Origin of the sequence: Leclercia sp. LTM14 (assembly GCF_023736175.1) — a bacterium.
Lineage (GTDB): Bacteria > Pseudomonadota > Gammaproteobacteria > Enterobacterales > Enterobacteriaceae > Enterobacter > Enterobacter barmai.
Genome location: NZ_JAIKTT010000001.1, coordinates 1 through 17,330, shown reverse-complemented (window position 1 = coordinate 17,330; position 17,330 = coordinate 1). Strand labels below are relative to the sequence as shown.

General features: G+C 55.2%; 16 protein-coding genes. 9 read left to right on the top strand and 7 right to left on the bottom strand.

Annotated elements, in window-relative coordinates; translation table 11 throughout:
• The first annotated feature begins 22 nt into the window (after nucleotides 1–22).
• A complete protein-coding gene (locus tag K5I40_RS00075; protein WP_223073973.1) occupies nucleotides 23–1,318 on the top strand; it encodes a VasL domain-containing protein in 1,296 nt (431 codons plus the stop codon).
• A 114-nt stretch (nucleotides 1,319–1,432) separates the two neighbouring features.
• Here the strand turns inward: K5I40_RS00075 and K5I40_RS00070 are convergent, their stop codons facing one another.
• The gene (locus K5I40_RS00070) at nucleotides 1,433–2,002 is read right to left on the bottom strand and encodes a DJ-1/PfpI family protein (protein WP_223073974.1); all 570 of its coding nucleotides are present in this window, start codon (nucleotides 2,000–2,002) and stop codon (nucleotides 1,433–1,435) included.
• Nucleotides 2,003–2,050: 48 nt separating this feature from the next.
• A complete protein-coding gene (locus K5I40_RS00065; protein ID WP_223073975.1) occupies nucleotides 2,051–3,283 on the bottom strand; it encodes a sensor domain-containing diguanylate cyclase in 1,233 nt (410 codons plus the stop codon).
• A 543-nt stretch (nucleotides 3,284–3,826) separates the two neighbouring features.
• Here K5I40_RS00065 and K5I40_RS00060 point away from each other — a divergent pair.
• From K5I40_RS00060 to dbpA, 4 genes are all read left to right on the top strand, one after another.
• Complete coding sequence (locus K5I40_RS00060) at nucleotides 3,827–4,954, top strand: methyl-accepting chemotaxis protein (protein WP_223073976.1); 1,128 nt, start codon at nucleotides 3,827–3,829, stop codon at nucleotides 4,952–4,954.
• Between the two features lie 155 nt (nucleotides 4,955–5,109).
• Complete coding sequence (zntB, locus tag K5I40_RS00055) at nucleotides 5,110–6,093, top strand: zinc transporter ZntB (RefSeq protein ID WP_138369157.1); 984 nt, start codon at nucleotides 5,110–5,112, stop codon at nucleotides 6,091–6,093.
• A gap of 281 nt (nucleotides 6,094–6,374) precedes the next feature.
• Entirely contained in the window at nucleotides 6,375–6,551 is a 177-nt protein-coding gene (locus K5I40_RS24050) for a hypothetical protein (RefSeq protein ID WP_375540627.1), read from the top strand.
• Between the two features lie 28 nt (nucleotides 6,552–6,579).
• Nucleotides 6,580–7,953, top strand: a complete 1,374-nt coding sequence (dbpA, locus tag K5I40_RS00050; RefSeq protein ID WP_039028495.1) for an ATP-dependent RNA helicase DbpA — start codon at nucleotides 6,580–6,582, stop codon at nucleotides 7,951–7,953.
• A gap of 45 nt (nucleotides 7,954–7,998) precedes the next feature.
• On the opposite strand, the gene ttcA is transcribed toward dbpA, so the two are convergent.
• Nucleotides 7,999–8,934: a tRNA 2-thiocytidine(32) synthetase TtcA gene (ttcA, locus tag K5I40_RS00045; protein WP_223073977.1), complete on the bottom strand. Its 936-nt coding sequence runs from the start codon at nucleotides 8,932–8,934 to the stop codon at nucleotides 7,999–8,001.
• 241 nt (nucleotides 8,935–9,175) lie between these two features.
• On the opposite strand from ttcA, the gene K5I40_RS00040 reads away from it, so the two are divergent.
• The 3 genes from K5I40_RS00040 (at nucleotide 9,176) to K5I40_RS00030 (ending at nucleotide 10,476) form a co-directional block, all read left to right on the top strand.
• Nucleotides 9,176–9,253 (top strand): hypothetical protein, encoded by a 78-nt coding sequence (locus tag K5I40_RS00040; protein ID WP_225759512.1) that lies wholly within the window; start codon nucleotides 9,176–9,178, stop codon nucleotides 9,251–9,253.
• A 214-nt stretch (nucleotides 9,254–9,467) separates the two neighbouring features.
• Entirely contained in the window at nucleotides 9,468–9,974 is a 507-nt protein-coding gene (locus K5I40_RS00035; protein WP_039028497.1) for a hypothetical protein, read from the top strand.
• A gap of 85 nt (nucleotides 9,975–10,059) precedes the next feature.
• The gene (locus tag K5I40_RS00030; RefSeq protein ID WP_223073978.1) at nucleotides 10,060–10,476 is read left to right on the top strand and encodes a GFA family protein; all 417 of its coding nucleotides are present in this window, start codon (nucleotides 10,060–10,062) and stop codon (nucleotides 10,474–10,476) included.
• A gap of 19 nt (nucleotides 10,477–10,495) precedes the next feature.
• On the opposite strand, the gene K5I40_RS00025 is transcribed toward K5I40_RS00030, so the two are convergent.
• From K5I40_RS00025 to nifJ, 3 genes are all read right to left on the bottom strand, one after another.
• Entirely contained in the window at nucleotides 10,496–10,708 is a 213-nt protein-coding gene (locus K5I40_RS00025; RefSeq protein WP_039028499.1) for a KTSC domain-containing protein, read from the bottom strand.
• Nucleotides 10,709–10,905: 197 nt separating this feature from the next.
• Nucleotides 10,906–12,015 (bottom strand): porin OmpC, encoded by a 1,110-nt coding sequence (gene ompC / locus K5I40_RS00020; RefSeq protein ID WP_223073979.1) that lies wholly within the window; start codon nucleotides 12,013–12,015, stop codon nucleotides 10,906–10,908.
• A gap of 401 nt (nucleotides 12,016–12,416) precedes the next feature.
• On the bottom strand, nucleotides 12,417–15,941 hold the full coding sequence (nifJ, locus tag K5I40_RS00015; RefSeq protein ID WP_223073980.1) for a pyruvate:ferredoxin (flavodoxin) oxidoreductase: 3,525 nt from the start codon (nucleotides 15,939–15,941) through the stop codon (nucleotides 12,417–12,419).
• Between the two features lie 268 nt (nucleotides 15,942–16,209).
• Here nifJ and K5I40_RS00010 point away from each other — a divergent pair, with 268 nt between their 5' ends.
• Complete coding sequence (locus K5I40_RS00010) at nucleotides 16,210–16,476, top strand: DUF333 domain-containing protein (RefSeq protein ID WP_039028502.1); 267 nt, start codon at nucleotides 16,210–16,212, stop codon at nucleotides 16,474–16,476.
• On the opposite strand, the gene hslJ is transcribed toward K5I40_RS00010, so the two are convergent.
• Complete coding sequence (gene hslJ, locus K5I40_RS00005) at nucleotides 16,477–16,890, bottom strand: heat shock protein HslJ (RefSeq protein WP_223073981.1); 414 nt, start codon at nucleotides 16,888–16,890, stop codon at nucleotides 16,477–16,479.
• Nucleotides 16,891–17,330 lie beyond the last annotated feature (440 nt).

Below are 17,330 nucleotides of genomic sequence, written 5' to 3'. Positions count from 1 at the left end.
CCTTCTTCAGACTGAAAATATTATGACAACACCTTCTGAGCGCCCCTATAAAACCGGGGGCGATCCGCGCACGCTTGCGGACTATGTCGCCCTACGTAATGAAATGAATAAGCTGACGCATCCGGCGCGTCCGGATGTGAACTGGCAGCATGCGGAAAAACTGAGCCTGACCCTGTTTGAACATAACGGCGTGGAGCTGCAAACCGCGGCCTGGTATACCCTGGCACGCGCACACCTGGCCGGGTTGCCTGGACTAAACGAAGGTTTAGCGATTGTGACCACGCTGGTGACGCGTGAGTGGGACACTCTATGGCCGCAACCGGCCCAGGCCCGCATGGAAATCCTTAACACCCTGAGTCAAAGGCTCCAGCGGGTGTTGCGTAGCCAGTCCCCGGCGCATGCCGAACTCATTCAGCTTTCTCAGGCGGAGGAGTATCTGAACGTGCTGGACGACGTATTACAGCGTCTGGACGTTGCGCGAGTCGTCCAGCTCGACACCCTGCGTGCGCAGATGCATAGCGCTGCGACACGGTTGAGAAAAAGCAATGGGATGGATAACAAGCCTCCTGTGCAGGTTAACGCCCCGGCTCAATCGTTGAATGAAGCGATAGAGGTTAAATGCGATCCTGTTGTTCAAGCTGAATCGTTGCCCGTGCCTCCATCAGCCGGGAAGCCCTGGAAGCTTTTTGCCGCCGGTATGATGACCATGTTGGTGGTGGGGGGGATCCTGACAGGGGGATGGCGGGCAATGCATCAACCCGATCCTGTAGAGAAGCAGCTTACCTCGTTACCCACTGCGCTTTCTACTGAGCAGTTGCAGACGCTGCAACAGTCTCCTCAGTCAGCTGAGAGTGGAATTCTTCATACACAGCAGCAACTGGCACAGTTAATAGCCTTAAAGCCAGACTGGGCGCTGAGCTATGGCGATAACCTGGTTCAGCAGGCGTTCAGGCTCTGGCCGGAGCAAGGAAAAAGCCTGGCGCAGCAGTGGCAGCAGCAGAAGGTGGCTATTACCCTGGCACCGGAAAATCTGACCGGCTGGCATCAGGGTGTGACGCAGCTTGAGCAACTGGCGGCCCGGCTTGACGCGCTGGACGAGCAGAAGGGCAAATATATGACCGTCAGCGAACTGAAATCGGCGGTCTTTGCCATTCTGCAGTCGCTTAACCGTACCGTTCCTGCCGAGGAGCAGTTGCGCCAGCTCTCCGTTACTCCCCCCGGGCAAGCCAGTAACGCCGTGCGGCAGAGCCAGGTGGAGCAACATCTGCAGCAGCTGATTGCTTCTTATGCTGCGCTGAAACATGGCCTGGCTGAATAAAGGCTGTTTGGGGCAAACAGAAAATTTCAGGGACGACAGCGTGTTAGCCAGAGAGCGTTATTTTGACGCTGTCGACAGGCTGGCCTGAACCGCCAGCCTGTCTAAATTCAACTCTTACTTCTGCAACACCTCGGCAAATTTCGCCAGCCATTGCGGATGGGCAGGCCAGGCCGGAGCGGTAACCAGATTGCCGTCGACGTGCGCCTGGTCAATACCGATATCGGCATACTCTCCGCCGCTGAGTCGAACTTCCGGCGCGCAGGCAGGGTAGGCGCTACAGGTTCGTCCTTTCAGGATGCCAGCCGCGGCCAGCAGCTGCGGACCGTGACAAACGGCGGCGATCGGCTTACCTGCCTGGTCAAAATCTCGCACCAGTTCAAGCACCTGCTCATTCAGACGCAGATATTCCGGCGCGCGTCCGCCAGGAATTAACAGGGCGTCGTAATCCGCTTCCTTCACCCCGGTAAAATTGGCGTTGAGAACAAAGCGGTGCCCGGGCTTCTCGCTGTAGGTCTGGGCCCCGTCGAAATCATGGATCGCCGTCATGATATAATCGCCCTTGGCTTTGTCAGGGCAAACCGCGTCAACCTGATGGCCAATCATCTGTAATGCCTGAAAAGGCACCATAGTTTCGTAATCTTCAGCGTAATCCCCGACCAGCATTAAAATCTTCTTGCTCATCATCACTCCTCACGCAATAAACTGAAAAACAGATGACGCCGGCAGGCACTGTCAGGCCGCCAGCACTTTGTTACGACCATCATTTTTGGCGCGATACAGCGCATCGTCCACACGCTTAAACAGCTCGTCGATGCTTTCATCCGGGTTATGCCGCGCAACGCCAATACTCACAGTAAAGCGGGGCAGACCGGGAATGGCAATGCGGGCGATGGCCGCGCGCAGGGTCTCTGCGATCTGCATCGCTGCATCCAGAGAGGTGCGGGGCAGCAGCAGCACAAACTCCTCACCTCCCCAGCGGAACACGTAATCGTCTTTCCGACTACAGCTTTCCAGCGTCCGTGCGAGGGCAATTAATACTTCGTCGCCTTTCTGATGCCCGAACACATCGTTGATACCCTTAAAATGGTCAGTATCCACCAGCAGCAGGCTGAACTCCTGCTGGGCCGGGAGATGGTTCGGTGAGGTATTATCGGTGAGATTATAAAACTGACGGCGGTTGAGCAGGCCGGTTAATGAGTCGCGCAGCGCGGCGTGTTCAAGCTCCTGCTCAAGACGTTTTTGCTCGGTGATATCGTGAATAATGCAGAGCATCAGTTTATCGCCGTAGATCTCAATCGGCCCGGCATAGGTTTGTACGTGTCGGGTGGAGCCGTCGGCAAGGCGATGGATAAAGTTGAGCGGCTTATGGCCGCCGGGCAGACGCGCAATCTCCATCATCACCGGCATAATGTTGCGCCCAAGGGTGTTGATCTCCCAGGTGTGCTTGCTGCACATTTCTTCATGGATATAGCCGTAAAAGTTGAGGGCTGCGAGATTGGCATCCACGATCAGGCCGTCCCGGGCGGGATCGATTAACAGCATTGGCGCGCTGTTAGTCTGGAAAAAGCGGGCGTAAAAGCCCTGTTTCTTGCGCTGATAGGTGCCTGAACGGGTGGCCTTGAGGCCCGTTACCGGCTGCCGCGCCATCCCTTCAAAGACAATCACCTCGCCGAGAGTGTCAAAAACGGCCAGCGAGAGGCGACACGTTAGGCTAGTCTGCTGGCGATCCGCCACCACGCTCCAGACTTCAATAATTTCCTGACGGGCTTTTAAATCCGGCACGTACATCGCAAGTGTCGCCTGGGCATGGGCCGAGCAGACACCTTTACGCAGCATGTCCAGTGTCGCATCCTGCATAATCGTTTTGGCTGCCGTATTGGCGAACAGCACATCCTCCGTTACCGGGGATACTAACCATACGGGCGTTTTAAGCATATCCAGTGCATCAAACCCTGAAGGCGACATAGCTCATCTCATTTATCGTCAACCGAAATACCGGAAGGCCACGACGGAGCGGCACACGCCGGGTTCTTTGAAACATACTCCACTTCATCCGCTCGGGCAGAATTTTTTGTGATATCAGCGTGAATTTCGTATTAATTTTACCAACTGGAACAGTTTTATTCGCCACTACGCCCGGAGCTATCTATTTAATTCAGTATCGGATCGCTGATATGAAAACATTAATATTATTTTGCATTGAGAGAAGAAATAACCCGCGTCATGCTATTTAAGCAGGGCTAAATACCACACCTCGGAACAGCTATGCAGCTTAAGTATAAAGGTTAATTGGCATTGTTAAGCATATAATCCGTAAAAAGAGCTGGGTGAGCAATGATTCAGGTGGAACACCCATTCGCACAGGGAGATCAGGGTTTATATTCTGCCTTAAGGTAAACCATGGAGTGAATGTCATTAATAGTTTGTCTCTACGAAATGTAAGTGAAAAAATAAAAACTGAATGCTATATAGTTGTTACCTTCTGAAAATAGCGTTGTAGGATCTATTATGCTTAGAAATATAAGTGTGAGGACTTTTATTCTGAGTTATCTGGTAGTTGTGTTTTTGGTAATTGATGGACTGGTAGTATTTTTAGCGCCACAAATGTCTTTGTTAATATTACTTAACTGTTTATTTGTCATCACATGGGGTTTTCTCTGGCTTTACATGACTCAGTACCTGGTCGTGCCAATCAATACGGTGAAGAAGAGTATCGAAGAGGTGGTCTCTGGCAATCTGGGCGTCACTATCCCGGAATTTGGTAACAACTGCGCTGGCAGACTGATCCCGGGCATCAACACGCTGTCGAACAATCTCGCTACCCTGGTGCGCGAGATCCGCTCGTCATCCCATACCGCGATGACGCTTTCCGAACAACTTGCCGCCCGTAGCACGGCGCTGGCTTCTAAAACCGAGCTGCAGTCTGCGTCTCTGATCCAGACCTCCGCCAGCATGGAACAGATGGCCGCCACCACCAAAAATACGGCGGACAACACTCGTCTCGCCAATCAGAAAGCCAGTGTCGCAACACATCAGGCTAAAAAAGGCGGCGAACTGATGGGGCAGGTTGCCAACAACATGCACTCCATTACTGAATGCGCCCAGCAGATGACGGAGATTATCACCCTGATTGACGGCATTGCGTTCCAGACCAACATCCTGGCGCTGAATGCGGCGGTCGAAGCCGCCCGGGCTGGCGATCATGGTAAAGGCTTTTCCGTTGTGGCGGGGGAAGTACGCAGCCTGGCGCATCGGAGCGCCGAAGCGGCCAAAAATATCAAATCCCTGATCGACGTCACCAGTAGCAACGTCAGTCAGGGGGCGATGGTAGTGGCGGAAGCCGAAAAGAACATGCATGAGATCGTCAGCGGCTCCGGGCAGGTCAGCAAACTGATGGACGAAATCTCCACTTCCACCTACGAGCAGGAGAGGGGCATCGCACAAATCACCCAGGCGCTGAGCGATCTGGAGCAGGTGACCCAGAGCAACGTGGTCATGGTAGAGGAGCTATCGGGCTCATCGGCAGTACTGAAAAATCAGGTCGTTGAACTGCAAACACGCACCCGCAACTTCCATCTGGATCCGGGAGCCTCTGCGCCCATGTATGACGGGCGAAGCTATCCCGCCCGTGCCTGACAATAAAGCCTGGTTCGCCAGGCTTTTTTTCGCGCTATAGGGTTCAGGAATAGTCTCTTTTATGAATAAATTCAGCGCGATGCCTGGGGAAAGTGTTGCTTAAGCTGGCAGGGTGGCTAGACTGACAGCAAAGAACAGCTACTGGCGGAGGCGCTGTGGAAGGCATAAAAGGATCGGAAGTTAACGTTCCTGACGCAGTTTTTGCATGGGTACTGGATGGTAAAGGCGGAGCAAGGCCGCTCACCGACGATGACGTTATCGATCAGCAGCATCCTTGCTGGCTGCACCTGAACTACACCCACCCGGAGAGCGCCCACTGGCTGGCCTCGACGCCGTTATTACCCAACAACGTGCGCGACGCGCTGGCGGGCGAGAGCCTCCGTCCTCGGGTCACCCGCATGGGCGAGGGGACGTTAATAACGCTGCGCTGCATTAACGGCAGCACCGATGAGCGGCCGGATCAACTGGTGGCGATGCGCCTCTATATGGACGAGCGGCTGATTGTCTCCACCCGGCAGCGAAAAGTGCTGGCGCTGGACGATGTCATCGGCGATTTAAAAGAGGGCACCGGTCCGCAGGATTGCGGCGGCTGGCTGGTGGATGTCTGCGACGCGCTCACCGATCACGCCAGTGAGTTTATTGAAGAGCTGCACGATAAAATTATCGACCTGGAAGACAATCTCATCGACCAGCAGATACCGCCCCGCGGCTTTCTGGCGTTACTGCGCAAACAGCTGATTGTTATGCGCCGCTACATGGCGCCCCAGCGCGATGTCTATGCCCGGCTGGCAAGTGAACGGCTGCCGTGGATGAGCGACGATCAGCGCCGCAGAATGCAGGATATCGCCGAGCGGCTGGGACGCGGGCTGGATGAAATTGATGCCTGTATCGCCCGAACGGCGGTCATGACCGACGAAATCGCCCAGGTGATGCAGGAGTCGCTCTCCCGCAGAACCTACACCATGTCGCTGATGGCGATGGTCTTTTTGCCCAGCACCTTCCTGACCGGCCTGTTCGGCGTCAATCTTGGTGGCATCCCCGGCGGCGATTTCCGCTTCGGCTTCTCGCTGTTTTGCATCATGTTAGTGGTATTGATTGGTGGTGTTGCATGGTGGTTACATCGCAGTAAATGGCTGTAAATTTACATTTTTTTGACGTCATAACTTTCTTAAAACGCCATTTTAATTGAGCGAAGTCAAAAAACGATTTACCCATAAGGTGCAATATCTCTCCCGCAGGTGAATGCAACGTCAAGCGATGGGCGTTGCGCTCCATATTGTCTTACTTCCTTTTTTGAATTACTGCATAGCAAAATTGATTCGTACGACGCCGACTTAAATAAGTCGGCTTTTTTTTGCCTGCAATCCAGCAGCGACTACCCTAAAAGAGACCAACGCGTTTTCTGGAGGGTAATATGGCCATGCTCTTAACACTGCTGCTGCAACAAACGCGGCTATCGGACCCGGTGCCTACCGATCCGGTGCCCGTTCCCGATCCTATCCCACGCCCGCAGCCGATGCCGGATCCACCGCCTGATGAAGTGCCGATTAAAATGTCGCATCAGAGGCAGAGATCTGCGAGGATACGCGCCTGCTGACTGTGAGTCTTTTACCGCGAGAATAACTGTGACTGCTTTTTCAACGCTGAACGTACTGCCTGCCGCCCAACTCGATAACCTTAACGAGTTGGGTTACCTGACGATGACCCCTGTACAAGCTGCCGCGCTGCCAGCGATCCTGGAAGGACGCGACGTCCGTGTGCAGGCCAAAACCGGCAGTGGTAAGACGGCTGCCTTTGGCCTTGGGCTGTTGCAGCAAATTGACGCCACGCTGTTCCAGACGCAGTCCCTGGTGCTCTGCCCGACGCGCGAGCTGGCGGATCAGGTTGCGGGTGAGCTACGTCGGCTGGCGCGTTTTCTGCCGAACACCAAAATTTTAACCCTGTGCGGCGGACAACCCTTCGGCGCGCAGCGTGACTCTCTGCAGCATGCCCCGCACATTATCGTTGCCACGCCCGGGCGCTTGCTCGATCACCTGCAGAAAGGCACGGTCTCTCTGGATGCGCTGCAAACCCTGGTGCTGGATGAAGCCGACCGCATGCTGGATATGGGCTTCAGCGACGCCATTGATGAAGTGACCCGTTTTGCGCCGCCAACACGCCAGACGCTGCTCTTCTCCGCCACCTGGCCAGAGGCGATCGCCGCCATCAGCGGTCGCGTGCAGCAAAATCCGCTTGCCATTGAAATTGACTCCGTAGACGCGCTGCCGGCCATTGAGCAGCAGTTCTTCGATACCACCCAGCGTGGCAAAATCCCGCTGCTGCAAAAGCTGCTCAGCCTTCATCAGCCTGCCTCCTGCGTGGTGTTCTGTAACACCAAAAAAGATTGTCAGGCGGTGTGTGATGCCCTGGCCGAGGCGGGCCAGAGCGCGCTGGCGCTGCATGGCGACCTGGAACAGCGCGATCGCGATCAGACCCTGGTGCGTTTCGCCAACGGCAGCGCCCGCGTGCTGGTTGCCACCGACGTCGCCGCCCGCGGTCTGGACATCAAATCCCTGGAGCTGGTAGTAAACTACGAGCTGGCCTGGGATCCGGAAGTGCACGTTCACCGTATTGGCCGTACCGCGCGTGCCGGTAACAGCGGTCTGGCGATCAGCTTCTGCGCGCCGGAAGAGGCGCAGCGCGCCAATATTCTGGCTGAAATGCTGCAAATTAAGCTGAACTGGGTGGATGCCCCGGCAAACGTCAGCATCACGCCGCTGGCAGCAGAGATGGCAACCCTGTGCATCGACGGCGGTAAAAAAGCCAAAATGCGTCCGGGCGATGTGCTGGGTGCGCTGACCGGGGATATTGGCCTGGACGGTGCGGATATCGGTAAAATCGCCGTACATCCGGCGCACGTGTATGTGGCGGTGCGTCAGTCTGTGGCGCAGAAGGCGTGGAAACAGCTGCAAAACGGTAAGATCAAAGGCAAAAACTGTCGGGTTCGTCTGCTGAAATAAGCGGGTGGGAAAGCGTCTCAGCCTTCACGCTGAGACGCTTTAAAATCACTTCACTTCAATAACGTTCAGACGCATCTCATCCAGCTGAGAGTCATCTTCTTCCGGCTGCCAGCCCACTGGCTGCATCGGGATCTCTTCGCGATCAAACGCCAGATCGCCGCCATTAACCACTTCAGAACCGTGCTTAATGCCTATGAAATCGAACAGGTTGATATCGCACATGTGTGAAGGCACGACGTTCTGCATCGCGCTGAACATGGTTTCGATCCGGCCAGGATAGCGTTTGTCCCAGTCGCGCAGCATATCGGCAATCACCTGACGCTGCAGTTTTGGCTGTGAGCCGCACAGGTTGCACGGAATAATCGGGAAGGCTTTGGCCTCGGAGAAACGTTCGATGTCCTTCTCGCGGCAGTAGGCCAGCGGGCGGATCACGATGTGCTTTCCGTCGTCGCTCATCAGCTTCGGCGGCATCCCTTTCATCTTGCCGCCGTAGAACATGTTCAGGAACAGCGTCTGTAAGATGTCATCGCGGTGGTGGCCAAGGGCAATCTTGGTGCATCCCAGTTCGGTGGCGGTACGATAAAGAATGCCGCGGCGCAGGCGGGAGCAGAGCGAGCAGGTGGTTTTCCCTTCCGGGATCTTCTCTTTAACGATGCCGTAGGTATTCTCTTCGACAATCTTGTACTCAACACCCTGCTTGTCCAGGTATTCCGGCAGAATATGCTCCGGGAAGCCTGGCTGCTTCTGATCCAGGTTAACAGCAACGAGCGAGAAGTTGACCGGCGCGCTTTGCTGAAGATTGCGCAAAATTTCCAGCAGGGTGTAGCTGTCTTTGCCGCCGGACAGGCAGACCATGATGCGGTCGCCTTCTTCAATCATGTTGTAATCGGCAATGGCTTCGCCCACGTTACGGCGCAGACGCTTCTGCAGTTTGTTAAGGTTGTACTGTTCTTTCTTGGTAATATCTTGATTTTGCGACATTTAATAGTGGCTCAATTCGTTTGTGGCTAAAGCAGCTCAGGCGGCCCGGTCTGGAGAAGGCGGACTGCAGATCAACATGAAAAAGTATGGCGTGTATGGTACGGATTACGGCGATGAATGTCAGCACGTTTTACAGCAAAGGCTCGCGTTCCAGTACACCGTGATTTTCGCTATTTGCCGCCTGGCTGTTTTTCTGCAATGCAGTCTATAGTTGTAGTCCATCCACAAAAGGGAGGTACTCATGCAGTATGTTGAAAAAGATGACCCGCGCGAGGCGCCGGAATCGGGCGACAAGAAGCCCCAACCTGTTAAAAAATAGCTGAACGTGAGTCATACCCCGCCACCCGTTTTTACGGGTGGCTTTTTTATGCCTTTTTCGCCATCTCCTCACTCAGTAGGTAGTGCTGTATCACTGCAACCCACTCACCATAAAGGCGCATAGGCCGATAATAGTTGACCCTGTACGATAGAGAAGAGACAGGTAATAAAGACGATGGTGGGCAAAACAGGACTATTACAATGAGGTGATAACGATGCGTAAACAGTGGCAATTACTGGCGGGTATTTTTATTTTACTGGCAATGTTTTCATCCGTCCGGGCAAACACAACGGCAATGGGGTTGACGTTAGGCAAAACAACGTTACAGCAATTTATTACGGCTTATCCCTCGTCCCTGCATGAAGGGCGCAGTAAGTGGAGCGACGGCGATATATTCTCTATCCCTAACCGGGAGCTGGGTTTAGAAGGAGTAAAAAACAACGCCGTAATCTTCAATAAGGACGGCAAGATCACCGCCATTATGCTTGAGCTGGATAAGAGCCGATTTGATGAAGTTGAAAGTATGCTGGCGCATAAATATGTCGTGCAGAAAAAACAGATCTCTTTCGCCGGAGATAAATACGCCAGATACCAGAATGACGACGATTTAATCGAGCTTGATGCGCCCTATTTATCGCCGGTGATGAAGCTTACCTATTCAGAACAAATATTTCAGGAAGCGTATTTGAAAAAGAGCGCGGAGGAATATATCCGCCGCTGACGGAGCGTCTGGCGTACACTTAGTCAGTACGCGGCGTGGCGTCACGCCGCCCATGTTGGGCATGCTTACCTGAAAGGAGCCTGCAATGGCGAATACTGTCTCTGCTCAGTGTCACTGCGGCGCGGTCCGCTTTACCGTCGAACTCTCGGACGGGTTCAATACCATCCGGCGCTGTAACTGCTCATTCTGTCGGATGCGCGGGGCGATCGCGGTTTCCGCGCCGTTATCCGGTATCAACATTATTCAGGGCGAGTCGCTGCTGACCGAGTACCGCTTCAACACTCAGACGGCGGTTCACTATTTCTGTTCTGTTTGTGGGATTTACACTTTCCATCAGCGGCGTTCAAACCCAAATCAGTATGGCGTCAACGTCGCCTGCATTGAGGGCGTGTCGCCGTTTGATTTCCCGGAAGTGCTGGTGATGGAAGGCAGGGTTCACCCCAATGATGGCGGTGGCGGCGTTGCTGGCGTGTTGAGCTATCGCGCCACTCCGGACGAATAAAGATGCAGTTGAGAGGGGCTCAGGCGATTCTTTTCTCTTTGAATTTTCCCTTCACAACGCCATCGTAAAATCGACCCTTTGAAACCACGTTCAAAAAGTCGTTAAAAATCCGTACCGGAACCGGCTGATATTGCCAGGCGCTGCGATCCAGAAAACGGACCTCCAGCGTTTCATTGCATTTATCGTAGGCAATCGAGGCGATGCGCGAAGATTTAACGGTATGATGATTCATAATAGCAAGTCCTTTACAGCCGGGCAGACATGCGATTTATCTTGTATCAGATTGTCCGGTCGGCGCAACTAAAAGTGTGTAAAAGAGGCGAGGATAAAGTCAGGATATTTGAACGGGATGTGGATATGGATAATAAAGAATCAGAATGGCTTAGAAATATAAAGAGTTAGCCCGCGCCGTAACGCGGGCTAATTTCATCAGAACTGGTAAACCAGACCCATGGCTACGATGTCATCGGTGCCGATGCCATTATCTTTGTAGAACTGGTCGTCTTCGTCCAGCAGGTTGATTTTATAATCAACGTAGGTGGACATATTTTTGTTGAAGTAGTAAACCGCACCCACTTCAGCATATTTAACCAGATCCTGATCGCCCTGACCGTTGCCGAGATCTTTACCTTTGGACTGCAGGTAAGAGACAACCGGACGCAGACCTGAATCGAACTGGTACTGCGCAGTCACTTCGAAGTTCTGCGTTTTGTTAGCTACCGCGTGCTCGTTGTCGCCGTACGGGGTCATGTTACGGGTTTCGGAGTACATGGCCGCCAGGTAGATGTTGTTGGCGTCGTATTTCAGACCTGTAGTCCACGCGTCCGCTTTGTCGCCGCCTGCGGTGGTGTTGCTCACCTGGTCGTTGGTACGGTCAGAAGAGGCGTATGCCGCTGCTGCGCTGATGCCCATGCCGAAGTCGTAAGAGGTGGAGATACCGAAGCCATCACCGTTCTCATGGCGCACGTCACGACCGTTGTTGGTGCCTTCGTTACCGTTGCCGGAACCTTCGTTGTTGCCCTGATACTGCAGAGCGAAGTTCAGGCCTTCAACCATGCCGAAGAAATCGCTGTTACGGTAGGTCGCCACGCCGTTGGCGCGACCGGTCATGAAGTTATCGGCATTGGTGTAAGAGTCGCCGCCGAACTCTGGCAGCATATCGGTCCAGCCTTCCACGTCGTACAGTACGCCGTAGTTACGGCCGTAATCGAATGAACCGTAGTCGCCAAATTTCAGACCGGCAAACGCCAGACGGGTCCAGGACTGGTTGCCAGAACTTTCGGTGTTATTTGCCTGAACGTTATATTCCCACTGGCCGTAGCCGGTGAGCATATCGTTGATCTGGGTTTCACCTTTAAAGCCGAGACGGACATATGTCTGGTCACCGTCAGCGCTGCTGTTGTCGGAGAAATAATGCAGGCCGTCCACTTTACCGTACAGATCTAATTTATTGCCGTCTTTATTATAAATTTCCGCTGCATGTGCTGCGCCAGCCATTAACAGGGCTGGGATCATCAGAGCCAGTACTTTTCTTTGCATGATGACTAATCCTTATGCTGTTTTTATATTTTAAATATTTTTAAACTTTCCATGGAACTTCCTGCGCTGGAAAGTGGTCTCATGCTAAATCACTCTCTCGCCAGACGATAAAACATAATTGTTACCAGTTAAGTAAAATCTAAAGGAATTACTGCTGAAGAAATAGTTATAATTTTGGTGAATGTATTGAATTAAATCATATGAAATAAAAATTACTTTTTCCCGGTAGAAATCAGTACACTTTCCCCGTTATATGCCTGTAGTAAATTTTTCTGATCAATGAACAAATAAGGTTTAAATAGCTGAACTGTTATTTATTCATAAATGGAAGCGGCCCGCCTGAACATTCTGGCGGGCCTTTTTTATGCGTAAAAAGCCCGGACATGCCGGGCTTGAACGGGTTATTCGCTGGCCGATTTTTCGGCTTTCCCGGCCATCTGCGCCAGGAAGTCGTAGCGTTTTTGCAGATCCGCAGCGGCATCTTTCCACAGCTGCTCTGCCACGTCAGGCTGCTGGGCATTGAGCCGACGGAACCGCTGTTCCTGCATTAGCGTTTCTGCCAGCGCATCTGACGGTGGGCGAGAATCCAGCGCCAGCGGCAGTTTGCCCTCATCGGCGCGACGCGGGTCAAAGCGGTACAGCGGCCAGAAGCCCGTCGCGGTCAGCTGGCGCATCTGATCGTGGCTGAGCGCCAGATCGTAGCCATGCTCTTCGCAAGGACTGTAGGCGATGATCAGCGACGGGCCAGGGTAGGCCTCCGCCTCCTGAATCGCTTTCACCGTCTGGTTCAGCTGCGCACCCAGCGAGATCTGCGCCACATAAACATGACCGTACATCATCATGCTGACGCCCAGATCTTTACGCGCCTTGCGTTTGCCGTGTTCGCCAAACTTGGTCACTGCGCCCAGCGGCGTCGCCTTCGATGCCTGACCGCCGGTATTGGAGTAACACTGGGTATCCAGCACCAGAATATTGACGTTCTCGGTGAGGCTCAGGACATGATCCAGGCCGCCAAAGCCGATGTCATACGCCCAGCCGTCGCCGCCAATCAGCCAGATTGACTTCTCGACCAGCGCATCGGCATCGGTTAACAGCTGCTCCGCACCGTCCACCCCGACCAGCGCCTGGCGCAGCTCGGCCACCTGCTGACGGCGCACGTCCGGCGTCGCCTCGCTGTGCAGGGCGGTGTTCAGCTCCGCCGGGATCTTATCGGCAAACTGCTCCAGCAGACGCATCACCCGCACGCGGTGCTGATCCACCGTCAGGCGGAAGCCCAGCCCAAACTCGGCGTTATCTTCGAACAACGAGTTCGCCCACGCCGGACCACGGCCGTTGGCGTCGGTGGTGTATGGCGTTGACGGCAGGTTACCGCCGTAGATCGACGAACAGCCGGTGGCGTTGGCGATCAACATCCGGTCGCCGTACAATTGGGTCAGCAGCTTGATGTACGGCGTCTCGCCGCAGCCGGAGCAGGCCCCGGAGTATTCGAACAGCGGGGTGATCAGCTGCGAAGTTCGGATATCGATGCGCTCCAGGCTGTTGCGATCGATCTCCGGCAGATCGAGGAAGAAGTCGTAATTCACTTTCTCCTCTTCCACATGTTCAAGGCGCGACATCATGTTGATGGCCTTGATCTCCGGGTTCTGTCGGTCTTTCGCCGGGCAGACCTCCACGCAAAGGTTACAGCCGGTGCAGTCCTCCGGCGCCACCTGTAGGACGTATTTCTGGCCGCGCATGTCGCGGGATTTTACATCCAGCGAGTGCAGGCTGGCCGGGGCGTTCTCCATCGCCTCCGGTGATACCACTTTGGCGCGAATGGCCGAGTGCGGGCAGGCCGCCACACAGTGGTTACACTGGGTGCACAGCTCCTCTTTCCAGATCGGGATCGCCTCGGCGATATTGCGTTTTTCCCAACGGGTGGTGCCCATCGGCCAGGTGCCGTCCGGCGGCAGGGCCGAGACGGGCAGGGCATCGCCCAGACCGGCCAGCATCGCGGCGGTCACGGTTTTGACAAAGTCCGGCGCCGCGTCCGACACCACCGGCGGGCGGTTCGGGCTGTGGGCATTTACCGGCTGCAGCGGCACTTCCGCCAGCGACTCCCGCGCCAGCGCCAGGGCCTGCCAGTTGCGCTCCACCAGCTCCTGGCCTTTGCTGCTGTAGCTTTTGGCAATCGCGCCCTGGAGCTCGATCAGCGCGCTGTCGCCCGGCAGAATATGGGTCAGATGGAAAAACGCCATCTGCATCACGGTATTAATACGCGCCGCCAGGCCGCATTCGCGGGCGATTCTGGCGGCGTTAACGACATAGAACTTCGCTTTTTTCTGGTTCAGCACCGCCTGCACTTCCTGCGGCAGGCGCGCCCACACCTCATCGGCGCTGTAGGGCGTATTCAGCAGGAAAATCCCGCCCGGTTTCAGGCGCTCGGCCATCTGGTATTTGTCGATAAACTGCAGCTGGTGGCAGCCGACGAAATCGGCCTGCGATACCAGATACGCCGAGCGGATCGGCTGTTCGCTGACGCGCAGGTGAGAAACCGTCAGCCCGCCGGCTTTTTTCGAGTCATAGACGAAATAGCCCTGGGCATACCACGGCGTGGAGTTACCGATGATCTTGATGTTGTTTTTGGTCGCCGACACACTGCCGTCGCTGCCCAGCCCGTAAAAGAGCGCTTCCAGCTTCGCGGTGGACGGCAGGGTGTTTTCCGGCAGCGACAGGGACAAATTGGTGACATCGTCATAGATGCCGACGGTAAAGCGCGGCTTCGGCTTCGCGGCGCTCAGCTCGTTAAAGATGGCCAGTACGCATTCGGGGCCAAACTCTTTCGACGACAGGCCATAGCGCCCGCCAATCACCCGCGGCAACGTCTCGCGCTCGCCGCTGTTAAAGGCTTCCGCCAGGGCTGTCATCACGTCCAGATAGAGCGGCTCGGCCTGAGAGCCGGGCTCTTTGGTGCGATCCAGCACCGCTACCGACCGCGCGCTTTCCGGCAGCGCCGCCAGCAGATGTTTTGCCGAGAAGGGACGGTAGAGACGCACCTTCAGCACGCCCACTTTTTCGCCCCGGCGCAGCAGCTCATCCACCACCTCTTCACAGGTGCCGATGGCAGAGCCCATGATCACAATGACGCGTTCCGCCTGCGGATGGCCGTAAAACTCAAACGGCTTGTACTCGCGCCCGGTTTCAGCGGCAAAGTCGGCCATCGCCTGGTCCACATGGTCATACACCGCGTCGTACCACGGGTTTGTCGCCTCGCGGGACTGGAAGTAGGTGTCCGGGTTGGCGGAGGTGCCGCGGATCACCGGGTGTTCCGGGTTCAGCGCACGGGCGCGGTGGGCGCCAATCTCCGCCTGAGGCAGCAGCTTTAAGATCGTGTCATCGGCGATCGACTTGATCTTGTTGATCTCGTGGGAGGTGCGGAAACCGTCGAAGAAATGAATAAACGGCACGCGGCTTTTCAGCGTCGCCATGTGGGAGAGCAGCGCCATATCCTGCGCCTCCTGCACGCTGCCGGAGCAGAGCAGGGCGCAACCGGTCTGGCGCACGGCCATCACGTCGGAGTGGTCGCCAAAAATCGACAGCGCATGGGTGGCGATGGTGCGGGCCGCGACGTGGAGCACGAAAGGGGTGAGTTGTCCCGCGAGCTTATACAGCGTCGGGATCATCAGCAGCAGCCCCTGGGACGAGGTAAACGAGGTGGACAACGCCCCGGTCTGCAGCGCGCCGTGGACGGTGGCAATCGCCCCGGCCTCCGACTGCATTTCCACCACACGAGGCGTATCACCCCAGACGTTTTTCAGCCCGTTCCCGGCCCAGGCGTCGGCCTGTTCCGCCATGGTTGAGCTGGGTGTAATGGGGTAGATGGCGATCACTTCACTGGTGCGAAACGCGACGGACGCGACTGCGCCATTACCGTCAATAGTTTGCATATGACACCCTTACATTGCGCAAAGAAAAGAGGGACCCGTGACGCTTCGACGGGGCCTGTAGTTATCTTTTAAGTTTAGCAAAGGGGCGCTGAAACGATTTTCGCTTTTGTGTCCTGCTCATTAACGCCATCAATGGTTTGATCAAACTTTTGCCTGAAATTAATCTGCAATTGTTTTCACAGCGCATAAAACCGCGCTTCGGCTCTCGACGGCAGGGCGTGGGGTGCCTATTATGCATAGGTTTTGCAATTCAACGAGGGGAGAGATTATGCGCGCAGCATTTTGGGTTGGGTGTGCCGCTTTGTTACTGTCGGCCTGTAGCAATGAACCTGTTCAGCAGGCAACCGCCGCGCACGTCGCGCCGGGGATGAGGGCGGCCATGTCCAGTTCAGGAGAGGCCAATTGCGCCATGATTGGCGGCTCGCTGTCCGTTGCGCGTCAGCTGGATGGTTCCGCCATCGGCATGTGTGCGCTGCCTAACGGCAAACGCTGCAGTGAACAGTCGCTTGCCGTAGGTTCGTGCGGAAGTTACTGATTACTCTGCGCGTTTAAACACCAGCGTCGACTCGGCCGTCGCCAGGGTTAACACATCTTCCGTCAGATCGACCTGCGTACCGCTGCGCAGCATCGTTCCAATGGCGTGATCCAGCTCGTTAAGCTGTGGCTCGGTACACAGTTTACGCGTCATGACGAGTTCCTTAACCTTAAGCTCGCCATCAGACAGTTTGCCCTGGCCGCTGAAGCGGTTGCACATCACCCCTGAGACCGCCATTTTTTCGCCAAACGTGATTTCCGGCGGCGTGGCGACCGGGGCTATGGCGGTGCCGTTGATGCTTTGCAGCACGAAGCGGTGCTGCTGGAGTTGTTCTTCCTGTACAGAGGCTTTTCCTGGATTGACACAGCCAGTCAGCGCCATGCTGAGGAGTGTTACTGCGACGAGCGTTTTCATGTTTCTTCTCGGTATATTCACTGCGTAAATAGCTAATGGATAGTGTATTGCGGTGGATAAGATTGTCTTGCGGGTTAATCTGAAAGTGGGGCGGGGTTTATTCCCTCTCCCCTTTGGGGAGAGGGTTAGGGTGAGGGGAAAATGCCGCACGGTCTGCGCCCTCTCCCCTTTGAGGAGAGGGCTGGGGTGAGGGGGAACATGCCGCACGGTCTGCTCCCTCTCCTCTTTGGGGAGAGGGCTGGGGTGAGGGGAACATGCCGCACTGAGGGTAGTTCCGTTCACTATACATTCGCCGCTTCTCTGCAAACCACGTCACCCGTGAACTTGTAAAGGGGGCTATCTGCACTGAACCCCAGATCCTGGACACCAGATTCCGGAATCTGGAGGTCCAGAACGATGAAACATCCTTTTCATATCAGACTTGCGGCTGTACAGCATTA